We start from the raw sequence: 11,327 nt of genomic DNA, 5'->3' as shown, positions 1-11,327 counted from the left end.
ATTTATTGGTATTTTTCAGGCGCATCTGGTATGTCGTCTGGTTCCACATGAATATCAACGAAGGAAATATGGTGCTTTTCAGCTAACATCTTTTCAATTTCTTCCGTAATATGGTGGCTATCTCTCACGTTTAATTCAGGATCAACAGAAATGGTAACGTCCATATAAATTTTTGACCCATAGACTCTGGCTTTTATTGAATCGACATGAGAAACCGCTGGATGGGAAAAGACAGTTGCTTCATAACTTTCAAGTTTATCGACTTTAAAACCATCTGTTAGATCAAAAACAGCTTCTTTAAAAATTTCGATAGCTGTTTTAAGGATGATAATAGAGACAAGAAGAGCCATGACTGGATCGAGCCAAAGGAAACCATACCTTGCTCCAATAAGGGATAGGGCTGTAGCCAAACTGATAAGAGCATCGGATAGGTTATCTTTAGCTGCTGCTTTTAGCCCTTTGGAATTCGTTTGTCTGGCCAGTCTCATGTTATAAAGATAAATAGAGAAAATGACAATAGCAGACAAAAAGGCGACGAGTATGGTTAGAGGGTGTGAATCTAGAGTGGATGATGGTCCATACGTAAAGCTGGTCATGGCATTGGATAAGACGCTAAAACCGATAAAAAGCATGAAGATAGAGGTAATAAGGCTAGCGATAGGTTCATATTTATAGTGGCCATAAGCATGGTCGGAATCAACGGGTTTCCTGGCGAGTTTAAGACCTGCCATAATAGTTATTGAAGAGAGTGTATCCGAGCAATTATTGAAACCGTCCGCCTGAAGAGCATGTGAATGAAAAATAAAGCCGACAAGTATTTTGGCCACCGCCATGATCATATAGACCAGTAGACTAAGTTTAGCCCCTTTTTCAGCATTTTTAATGGCTAAGTCACTATCTGACGTTAGAAAATCTGACATATGAACTCCTTTACTTTGCCTGATGTGATAAAAAGTAACACGAAATAAGTAAATACTCTTGACAGATGAAAAAAGTTAAGAGTAAAATAGACTCCGTTAGCAAATAGATTCATTATAAAGGAGAGGAAAAGGAATGGCAAGCAAGGCACTGCGTAAGTCAAGATCAGTTTTCCCTATTGGGACGGTCATTCGTTTAACCGATTTGACAGCTCGTCAAATTCGTTATTATGAAGAAAAAGGGCTTATTTCACCAAAGCGCACTGACGGGAATCGTCGCCTTTACTCACTGGATGATGTGGATCTTTTGTTAGACATTAAGGATATGTTGGAAGATGGTCTGTCTATTGAGGCTATCCATCAACAATTCCAAGGTCAAGAGGGAAATAATATCGTCGGAAGCCTAACGGATGAAGACGTTCGTCAATTGTTTCATCAAGAATTTTTAACCCTGAGTCGCCTAGATTCGACGCAGAGGTAAATGAATTAAAAGGAAGGTGTAAAAATGCCACGCTACACAGCAGATGAAATCCGGAAGAATGCCCAAGAAGAAAATGTTCACTATCTACGTCTAATGTTCACAGATATTTTGGGAACAATCAAGAATGTTGAAGTGCCAATTCGTCAATTAGATAAAGTTTTAGACAACAAGATGATGTTCGATGGATCTTCTATTGAAGGATTTGTTCGGATTGAAGAAAGTGATATGTATCTCTACCCAGATTTGGATACTTGGTTGATCTTCCCATGGTTAAGCCGTGAAGATGGGAAAATCGCGCGATTAATCTGCGATGTGCGTACAGTTGATGGTAAACCTTTCCCAGGAGACCCACGTTCTAATTTAAAACGTTTATTAGCTGAAATGAAAGAATTAGGCTATGATTCCTTTAACTTGGGACCAGAACCTGAATTCTTCCTCTTCAAATTGGATGAAAAAGGACAACCAACACAAGGTTTGAATGATAATGGAGGTTATTTCGACTTGGCACCTACTGACTTAGGTGAAAACTGTCGTCGAGATATTACACTTGAATTGGAACGTCTAGGCTTTAATGTCGAAGCATCTCACCATGAAGTAGCTCCAGGACAACACGAAATTGACTGGGAATACGCTGATGTCGTGACAGCTTGTGACTATATTCAAACTTTCAAGTTAGTTGTAAGGACTATTGCTCGTAAACACGGCTTGCATGCCACTTTTATGGCTAAACCTCGTCAAGGTATTTCTGGATCTGGTATGCACTGTAATGTTTCCTTATTCAAAGATGGGGAAAATATGTTTTATGATCCAAGTGCAGAAAATGGTCTCAGCCAAACTTGCTTGCATTTCTTAGCAGGTGTTTTAAAACACGCTCCAGCCATGACAGCTATTTGCAATCCAACGATTAATTCCTATAAGCGCTTGGTACCAGGTTTTGAAGCGCCAGTCTATATTGCCTGGAGTAGCCAAAACCGGTCACCATTGATTCGTATTCCTGCTTCTCGTGGCAAATCTACCCGTATCGAAGTTCGGAGTGTTGATCCAACGGCTAACCCATATTTAGCCTTAGCAACTATTCTTAAGGCTGGTTTAGAAGGGGTTAAGGAAGAAATAGAAGTTCCAAAATCTATTGATCGCAATATCTACAAGATGACAGCTAAAGAACGTCTGGAAGCTGGTATCCATGATTTGCCAGAAAGCTTACGTGAAGCTATTCAAAAGCTTAAAGAAGATGAAGTCATTCAAGATGCATTGGGAACACATATTTTCCAAAACTTTGTAGAAGCTAAAACAGTTGAATGGTCAGCTTACCGTCAACAAGTAACAGAGTGGGAGCGAGAGACTTATTTCAATTATTAAGTCTTTTACAAAAGATCGCTAGTAGAATAAAATGGTGGAATGAGCTCTCTTGTAGGGCTCATTTTTTGTCTAGTAGGAAAGTAAATAATAGCTTTTTAGATAGACTTTGTTAGCTAAATCCCCCCAAATTTGTCCACTGAGCGTTGGATAAATTTGGGGGGTTTAGCTTGATGTGAACTGCTCCCTTTAAGTTAAATGCTAGGCACTCACTTAGAAGGGCAGTTACTATTCAAAACTGCGATTGCTTAGTTGAGTAGTTATTTCCAATTTCCTTTATAGAAAAAGTCTATCTTTTTACTGTCTAAAGGAAAGGATTATAGAAGCGTGTTTTATTGGTTAAGGTAATGGCAATAGCTAAGATGAATAGAAGACAGGCGGTGACTAGTGTCAGATAGTCGGCTTTCTTTAAAGGGCTTTGGCTATACCATGTGCGTTTATTTTTCTTACCAAAAGCACGTAATTCCATAGCATTAGCGATAATCTCAATCCTATCCAAACTAGTCAAGATTAAAGGGATTAAAATCATGGCATAGTTTTTAAGACGTTGAGACAGCCTAGCATTTTTCGATAGATCTACCCCTCGCATTTGTTGAGATTTGGAAATAGCAAAGAAATCTCGTTGGATATCTGGAATGTAGCGAAGAGCAAGAGAAACGGCATAAGAGACCCGATAGCTGACACCTATTTTGTTTAAGGAAGCAGCAAATTCTGTAGGGTGAGTCGTGGTAATAAAGAGGAGGGCAGTAGGGGTGACGACGAGGTATTTCAGTAAGACATTAAAAAGGTAGAAAACTTGTTCAGCTGTGATGTTGTAGTGACCGATTCCTTTTAGCAGAACGTGAGAAGTCCCATAAATTTTTACGCCTTCTTGTGGTGAGAAGAGATAGATAGTGATGGTATTTAAAGCCAAGAAGAGCAGGATGAGGCAAAAAACGAATTGTATTTCTTTGAATTTAACATGAGAAAGTTTAAAGATGATCAGACTCATGATTAACATAAAAAGAAGCACCCTGGTATCGTAACTCACCATAGCAGCGGTTGAAAAAAGTAGAAAGAAGACTAATTTAGTGAGCCCACTCAAGCGATGAACAAAAGAAGGACGGTTAATATAAGCTAAAAGTTCACGCGCCATAAGGATTGACCTCCTCACTGTGAATAAAGCAGGCTACGAATTTTTCTCGATCAGAGAGCCCTACTTGATCAGCTAATTGGTAAAGAGAAGTTGGGAGGAGATGAGCCTTTTTTGTCAGCGCTTGATTGCCTAAGATAGTGACAACAGCATCATCTGCTAGGACTTTACCATCTGTTAGGACGATTGCTCGATTGGTATATTCCATCATCAAGTGCATATCGTGAGTGATCATCAAGATGGTCATACCTTTTTGATTGAGTTCTTTTAGGAAGGACATGAATTCTGTGTAATGGTGTAGGTCTTGTCCAGCAGTAGGTTCATCCAATATCAAGATATCCGGTTTTAGGACTAATATGGCTGCTATAGTGACCCTTTTCTTTTGCCCAAAACTTAAGGCGGATATAGGCCAATGACGAAAAGAATAGAGCCCACAAATTTTGAGAGTAGCTTCTACTCTTTCTTTGACTTCTTCCTCACTCAATCCTCGAAGTCTTAAACCTAAAGCTACTTCGTCGAAGATAAGAGCTTTGGAAATCATTTGATTAGGGTTTTGCATCACAAAACCAATAGCTTGAGCACGTTGTGTAATAGAGTCCTGAGAAATATCTCTCCCTCTCAAAAGAATTTGCCCACTGTCTTGTCTTTCTAGTCCGGTGATGACTTTTGATAGGGTAGATTTACCAGCTCCATTTTTCCCTACGATACTAACCATTTCTCCTTCAGATAGGGTAAAGTTAATCGATTTGAGGAAGGGTTGATTATCTTGATAGGAAAAATTAATATTTTTCAGTTCGAGAAGTTTCTGCCCCTTAAAATGGGAGTGAAAGTCATGATGAGCATTAAACCATTGGCGAACTTTCTTTTTATCCTCTTCCGGAAGAGAGAGGGTATCAATGGAACTAGGATGTAATTCTGGCCTAATATTTATACCAGCAGATTTTAAAGCCGTGATATAGAGGGGTTCTCGTAGTTGATATTGTTTGAGTAAGTCGCTAGCTAATAATTCGTTAGAAGAAAGGTCGGCGACAATCTTTCCATCATTCATAAGAATAATGCGATCGACTGGTCGGTGGAGGACATCTTCTATTCGATGTTCTACAATGATGACTGTTTTCTTACTTTCTCTATGTATCCGATCAATCCATTCAATGGCCATCTTACCTGTATAGGGATCGAGATTAGCGAGAGGTTCATCGAATAAAAGGGTGGAGACATGGTCCACCAAGATGCCTCCTAGTGCGGTACGTTGTTTTTGACCGCCAGATAATTCGTGGATAGAGGCGGATAGCTTTTGGGACATATCTACCGCATGTGCAACCTCTTCGACCATTTGATGCATACGACTTTGTTCTACTGCATCATTTTCAAGGGCAAAAGCTATGTCTTCTCCAACGGTTAAGCCTACGAATTGACTATCAGGATCTTGTAGGACAGTTCCAATGTGTGTGGAACGCTCAAAAAGGTTAATATTTTTGGCATCTATCCCCTGAAGTGTGAGAAATCCAGTCATTTCACCAGAGTAAGAAAAAGGGACAAGGCCATTTAAGCAATGGACGAGGGTGCTTTTTCCGGATCCGGATGGTCCTGCGATCAAAATCTTCTCGCCAGCATAGATATCTAAATTGATATGTTTGAGGGTTGGCTCTTGTTGGCTAGTGTATTTGAATGAAAAATCTTTAAAGGATATAATCGGGGTCGCCACAGTTTCCTCCTTACTTAGCCCAATAAGGCCAAATGTCAATAGATACGTATGGGGTTATTCTTTTGTTAGACTATTGGCCTTTGTTTGTGTTTTAGCGTAAGCTGCTAAAATAGCTGTGCCAATGACTGCGACAGTGATTATGTTGGCTAGGCCAGCGACAAAACCTTGAGTGAAAACTTTTTTGGCTGGTTCAGCATAGATGAGAATATCTAAGATAGGGGCAACTAAGCCAAACCCAATAGCTTGAGTGAGTATTTGAGCCAAGTTAAATTGTAAGATTTGTTTTTTACTTAAAGATCCAGAAAGAGAGCCTATATTTTTAGTCAGAAGGCCTATACCTAAACCAACTACACCTGATACGACAACCCAGCTCCACCAAACAGAACCATAGCTAGTAAAGTCTGTTAAGGCATGTCCGATGAAGCCTATTAACATACCAGCAGTTGGGCCAAATAAGCTAGCCATAACTGCTAAGAAAGGGTAGGACGTTTTAATGGAAGTATTTGGAATAGGGGTAGGAATATCAGCAAAACGAGATAAAATGACAAAAACGGCAGCTCCTATCCCAATAGCAACAATGGTACGAATAGATAATTGATTTTTTTTCATCTTAATTCTCCTTTATTTTTTTTAAGCGAATTTGCCAAGTCGCTCCACCAGAGATATGGTAGGCATGAGCGAAGGATCCTTGATTCATGGCAACCCCTAATTTATCTAGTGAATTGATGAATAAGAGGGCGTCACCACAAGCTGTTTCAGCAAAAGAATGTCTGAGGGTAAGCATATTTTGATAGACCACAGAGCGGTTTGAGGCGATAGTGACCAATACTTTATCTCCGTAAGTAAAGCCTAGATCAAAAAGCATGCTGCGATCTAGATTAGTCCATAAATTTCCAAAACGGACGTCTAAAATATCAATAGAGCCTATTATTTCACCATTATCGGCTACTTCTGCTTGATGAATTGGTAAGCGAATTAATTGATTAACATCTAGTTCAGGGCCGACTTCTTCGAAACTGATGAGACCACTAGCTAAGCGAGCACCGGCATAAGCATAGACATCTCGACCGTGGAAGGTGTAGGAATCTCCTGAATTAGGGAGGCGATTGACAGTTTCATCGATCTGACGTAGGGCAACGACACCAATTTCTTCTTGTATATGGGTTAGACTACCATTATCAGGTGTTACAATATAATGGCCTGAAGCGGTTTTAGCGACAACACTTAAACGATTGGTACCTACACCAGGATCTACTACCGAGACAAAAACAGTTCCTTTAGCCCAGTAACGGATGGTCTGTAAGAGGCGATAAGACGCATCCCAGATCATGTATTGAGGGATTTCATGCGTTAAATCATAAATGTGCAAGTTTGGGTCAACGCTTAGAGCAACCCCATACATGGCACTGACAGCTCCGTCACATAAGCCAAAGTCAGTTTGTAAGACGAGTGCAGCTTTCATGGCAATTCCTCCTTAACTGCAACAGAATAATTGCAATTTCATTATACTGAATTCCCCTAATAACAACAATCTAACTAGAGAAGCTTATCTAGGAAAAAGTCAATATGGAATAAGATAAGTTTGAAAAAGTTTAGAGGGATTGGATTTTTCTAAAAAAGAATGAAATTGATCTAATCATTAAGAAGAATATGGTAAACTAAGTCATAAGGATATGAAGAGGGGTATGAAAATGAAACAAGGGGCATGGCGAATTGCAGGTCTTTTGGGACTTTTAATCATCTTTTTGTCAGCTTGTCAAGCACCATTAGATGAAAAAAAGCTCCCTAAGCAGTTAAAACAATCGGTCGTCAATATTCACAATTATCACTTTTTATATCGTCGTGAAGACTATGATGCCAATTCAGGGGATGTGACAGACAAGACCATTTCTAATGGGAGTTTGTTTGAAAATGGCTCTGGAGAAGGTGCAAGAATTGATAAGAAGAATGGACGCTTTGCTGATAAGATTGAGGTAGTTTCTAACGGAAAGGAAGCTTACTATCATCAAAGATCTGGTCAATGGCAGCATTCTTTGGAACCTAAGACGGTGCTTAGAAATATTGTCAGTTTGAGTTATAGTGATGGAAATAAGTTGATCTTGCATCAACTGAAGAATATGACTTTCCAAACTCAGGGAAAGGAATGGATTGGTGAATTGCAACTCACTAAGCGTTCTGAAGTATCACAATTTTTGAGAGAATTGAATCAAGCAGGGGCTAGTGTGCGTACTTTATCTATAAGAACCCATATTAGTGTAAAGGATCATCGTATATCGTCAATTCGGGTCTTAGGTTATAACGGAAAGAAGAAACTAGTTGTGCAATTTTCCTATCATTTTGACCAATTTAATCAACAAGATCAACCTAGTTTTAAAAGGGTAAGTCGTCAACCAGCTTAATGGACAAAAGCTTGTCGTAGTTTTTTAGAGCTTGAATCAAACTTTAAAGAAAAGCGCAATGAGTGAATGCATTTGTTGCGGTTGTTTCTAGCTTTTTAGAGGGAGAGTTTTTCTGCTTAGGGGTATAAGCTTACTATTTACTAGCTATCATTAAAGGAGGTGAGAATATGAGAAAAAGAGGATTTGAAGTTGTGGAGGCTTATGCAGAAAAGAATATCCATTTACCACAACGTCAAACCAAAACGGCAGCTGGATATGATTTTGAAGCGGCTGAAGAGATAGTTTTGCCGTCATTTTGGAAATTATTGTTTATGTATTCTTTAGGGCAAATCAAAGCTTTTTTTGATGGAGCAAAATGTCATGAGGAAGAAGTCGATCAATTGCTCAAACCTCGTCTAGTGCCAACAGGAATCAAGGCGTATATGGGGGACGATGAGTATTTACAACTTGCCAATCGTTCTAGCAATCCATTGAAACATCGCTTAATTTTGCCGAATGGGGTTGGAATTGTAGATAGTGATTATTATAACAACCCAAATAATGAAGGGCATATTCAATTTCAGTTGATGAACTATGGGTTACGAGATTATACCATAAAAAAAGGCGAACGCATTGGACAAGGTATTTTTCTTCCATTTCTTAAAGCGGATGGAGATCAAAGTGTTGACCGTGAACGTACAGGTGGATTTGGTTCATCTAAACGCTAAGTTGAAAGGATAAAGAAGAATCAGGGAGCTGAGAGAAAAAGATGGCAAAGAAGAAGGCAAGAACGATTTATTTATGCGATCAATGTGGGTATGAATCGCCTAAGTGGATGGGGAAATGCCCGAATTGTGGGGAATGGGATGCGCTAAAGGCATTTACGCCACAAGAAGCAACGATAACTTCTTCAAAAAGCATCTCTCGCTATAATAGTAGACCTCAAGCCATGAAAGAGATTAGTGGTCAGGAAGTAGAACGCTTAACTACTGAAAATAAAGAATTGGATAGGGTTCTAGGTGGAGGTTTAGTCCCTGGCTCTCTGGTGTTGATTGGTGGAGATCCTGGGATTGGAAAATCTACCTTGCTCCTTCAAGTGGCTGCGCAAATGGCTAATAGAGGAGAAAAAGTCCTTTATGTATCTGGAGAAGAAAGCGAACACCAAATTAAACTTCGAGCAGAACGAATGGCGGTGAGTAGCCAGGAGGTCTTGGTTTATTCGGATAGTCAGTTAGATCGTGTGGTTCAAGTGGTCGAATCAGTTCAGCCTAAACTCTTGATAGTGGATTCTATTCAAACGATGCAAGACCCAGATGTGGCGGGGATGCAAGGTTCTGTTTCTAATGTAAGGGAGGCTACAGCTAGCTTTATGAAGTTGGCAAAATCTCTGAATGTGGCTACTTTTATCGTTGGTCATGTTACAAAGGAAGGAAATATAGCTGGTCCTCGTATGTTGGAACATATGGTCGATACGGTACTTTATTTAGAAGGGGAAAAATTCCAATCTTTTCGTATTTTAAGATCGGTAAAAAATCGTTTCGGTGCAACTAATGAAATAGGTGTATTTGAAATGACCAGTCAAGGTTTGACTGAAGTGACTAATCCATCAGGTTTATTCTTAGATGAGCGTTTAGCAGAGGCTTCTGGTTCAGCAGTTGCTGTTTCTTTAGAAGGAAGTCGCCCAATTTTGTCAGAAGTGCAATGTTTGGTGACCCCAACTGCTTTTGGCAATGCTAGACGGACAACGAGCGGTATTAATTTAAACAAGGCTACTTTACTCATGGCTGTATTGGAAAAAAGGGCAGGTCTTTTCCTACAAAACCAAGATGCTTATTTTAAGTCAACTGGGGGATTACGCTTAGATGAGCCAGCTATTGATTTAGCTATTGCGATGAGTATTGTATCCAGTTACTATGATCAAGAAACCAAAGAAACTGATTGCTTTGTTGGCGAAATTGGTTTGGCTGGAGAAATTCGTCAGGTCAATCGCATAGATGAGCGCATTTACGAAGCGGAAAAATTAGGTTTTAAGCGTATTTTTGTCCCTCAGAATAACCGTTTCCAAAACAAATCGACATCCATTGAAGTATTGCCTGTACGAACGGTGAATCAGGTTATTCGACAAGTGTTTAAACGTTAAAAATAAAAAAAGAAAGGAGAGGAGAGGATGAGGAAAAGACTCATTCGTATTATCTTCTTACTGATTGGAGGAAGTTTAGGGGGATCCTACCTGCCAGCTTTTTGGCAAACTGTGGGATTTTCTCAACTACCTTTCAATCATATTGTCATTAACATCTTGATTGGTGCACTTATTTTTTATTTATTATCTTTTGTGTGTATGAATTTTATTCTAGAACTCTTGGATAGGGCAGATGCCTATATTGAAAAAGTGTCTATAGCAAATCTTATATTGGGAATTACAGGAATTGTCATCGGGCTTTTATTAGCCACCTTGATTTCTTTTGCGATTACAGCCTTTCGATTGCCAATTGTTAGTCAGGTTGTTCCACCTATTTTAGCAGTAGGATTTAGTTATTTAGGCTACAAGTCTACAACTACTCGAATGAATGACATTCTTGCTTTGTTGCAATATTCAAGAAAGAAAGCCCATAAAGAAGCAAAAGATGCTGAAAAACATGATGCTCTCATACTTTCTAAGGAGAAAAAACAAGCTTTAATAGGGCCAAAAATTTTGGATACTTCTGTTATTATTGACGGACGGGTTCAGGATATTTTGAAAACAGGTTTCTTAGAAGGAACTATTTTGATTCCAAACTTTGTCTTAAAGGAGTTACAATTGATAGCTGATTCATCGGATAGCCTAAAACGTTCCAAGGGGCGTAGAGGGCTAGACATCTTGAACGACTTACAAAAGTTGGAAGATGTCGATGTAGAAATGTGGGAAGGCGACTATGAAAATGTGCCAGAAGTGGACAGTAAATTAATTCACTTGGCTAAAGAACTCGACGGAACTGTCGTGACGAATGATTTTAATTTAAATAAAGTTAGCGAATTTCAAGGTGTATCAGTATTGAATATTAATGCGCTAGCTAATGCTGTCAAACCGATTGTTATCCCTGGTGAAAAGATGAATGTCACGGTTGTTAAGAGCGGGACAGAACGGCGTCAAGGGGTGGCTTACTTAGCAGATGGTACCATGATTGTTGTCGAAGACGGGCAAGGACATATCGGAGAAAATGTCGATGTTGAAGTGACAAGTTCTCTTCAGACTGCTGCAGGGCGGATGATTTTTGCCAAATTAGAAGGAAAATAACTAAAATGAATGGAAGGAATGCTTACTATCAAGGGATAGGGCATTCTTTTTTTTTATCAGAAAAAAAGCCAGTAAAAACCGAAC

11 protein-coding genes are annotated in these 11,327 nt (G+C 39.3%); 6 read left to right on the top strand and 5 right to left on the bottom strand.

The genetic code is table 11. The features are described 5' to 3' along the window. Nucleotides 1-2: 2 nt before the first annotated feature. Nucleotides 3-920 carry a cation diffusion facilitator family transporter gene (locus tag D3H64_RS07710; RefSeq protein WP_121565672.1) on the bottom strand — a complete coding sequence of 306 codons (918 nt, stop codon included), beginning with the start codon at nt 918-920 and terminating at the stop codon, nt 3-5. Nucleotides 921-1,053: 133 nt separating this feature from the next. On the opposite strand from D3H64_RS07710, the gene D3H64_RS07705 reads away from it, so the two are divergent. Beyond that, entirely contained in the window at nt 1,054-1,398 is a 345-nt protein-coding gene (locus tag D3H64_RS07705) for a MerR family transcriptional regulator (RefSeq protein WP_121565671.1), read from the top strand. A gap of 24 nt (nt 1,399-1,422) precedes the next feature. Continuing rightward, the gene (gene glnA, locus D3H64_RS07700) at nt 1,423-2,757 is read left to right on the top strand and encodes a type I glutamate--ammonia ligase (RefSeq protein ID WP_121565670.1); all 1,335 of its coding nucleotides are present in this window, start codon (nt 1,423-1,425) and stop codon (nt 2,755-2,757) included. A 301-nt stretch (nt 2,758-3,058) separates the two neighbouring features. On the opposite strand, the gene D3H64_RS07695 is transcribed toward glnA, so the two are convergent. The 4 genes from D3H64_RS07695 to D3H64_RS07680 are packed head-to-tail and all read right to left on the bottom strand — an operon-like array spanning nt 3,059 to nt 7,053. Continuing rightward, on the bottom strand, nt 3,059-3,895 hold the full coding sequence (locus tag D3H64_RS07695; RefSeq protein WP_199700151.1) for an energy-coupling factor transporter transmembrane protein EcfT: 837 nt from the start codon (nt 3,893-3,895) through the stop codon (nt 3,059-3,061). Then, complete coding sequence (locus tag D3H64_RS07690; protein WP_121565668.1) at nt 3,879-5,591, bottom strand: ABC transporter ATP-binding protein; 1,713 nt, start codon at nt 5,589-5,591, stop codon at nt 3,879-3,881. The genes D3H64_RS07695 and D3H64_RS07690 overlap by 17 nt, the downstream gene beginning before the upstream one ends. Nucleotides 5,592-5,645: 54 nt before the next feature. After that, the gene (locus tag D3H64_RS07685) at nt 5,646-6,200 is read right to left on the bottom strand and encodes an ECF-type riboflavin transporter substrate-binding protein (RefSeq protein ID WP_121565667.1); all 555 of its coding nucleotides are present in this window, start codon (nt 6,198-6,200) and stop codon (nt 5,646-5,648) included. 1 nt (nt 6,201) lies between these two features. Next, nucleotides 6,202-7,053, bottom strand: coding sequence for an S-adenosyl-l-methionine hydroxide adenosyltransferase family protein (locus D3H64_RS07680; RefSeq protein ID WP_121565666.1), 852 nt, complete (start codon nt 7,051-7,053; stop codon nt 6,202-6,204). Nucleotides 7,054-7,276: 223 nt separating this feature from the next. Here D3H64_RS07680 and D3H64_RS07675 point away from each other — a divergent pair, with 223 nt between their 5' ends. The 4 genes from D3H64_RS07675 to D3H64_RS07660 all read left to right on the top strand — a co-directional run bounded on the left by D3H64_RS07675 (nt 7,277) and on the right by D3H64_RS07660 (nt 11,243). Continuing rightward, complete coding sequence (locus D3H64_RS07675; protein ID WP_147429907.1) at nt 7,277-7,990, top strand: hypothetical protein; 714 nt, start codon at nt 7,277-7,279, stop codon at nt 7,988-7,990. Between the two features lie 167 nt (nt 7,991-8,157). Next, entirely contained in the window at nt 8,158-8,697 is a 540-nt protein-coding gene (locus D3H64_RS07670; RefSeq protein WP_121565664.1) for a dUTP diphosphatase, read from the top strand. Nucleotides 8,698-8,738: 41 nt separating this feature from the next. After that, nucleotides 8,739-10,109 carry a DNA repair protein RadA gene (gene radA / locus D3H64_RS07665; protein ID WP_121565663.1) on the top strand — a complete coding sequence of 457 codons (1,371 nt, stop codon included), beginning with the start codon at nt 8,739-8,741 and terminating at the stop codon, nt 10,107-10,109. A 27-nt stretch (nt 10,110-10,136) separates the two neighbouring features. Then, on the top strand, nt 10,137-11,243 hold the full coding sequence (locus tag D3H64_RS07660) for a PIN/TRAM domain-containing protein (protein ID WP_121565662.1): 1,107 nt from the start codon (nt 10,137-10,139) through the stop codon (nt 11,241-11,243). Nucleotides 11,244-11,327: the final 84 nt, after the last annotated feature.

It is taken from the genome of Atopobacter sp. AH10 (assembly GCF_003664595.1).
In the GTDB taxonomy this organism is placed as follows: domain Bacteria; phylum Bacillota; class Bacilli; order Lactobacillales; family Aerococcaceae; genus Atopobacter.
The sequence above is the reverse complement of the archived record's forward strand: the minus strand, read 5'-3'. Positions and strand labels throughout refer to the sequence as shown.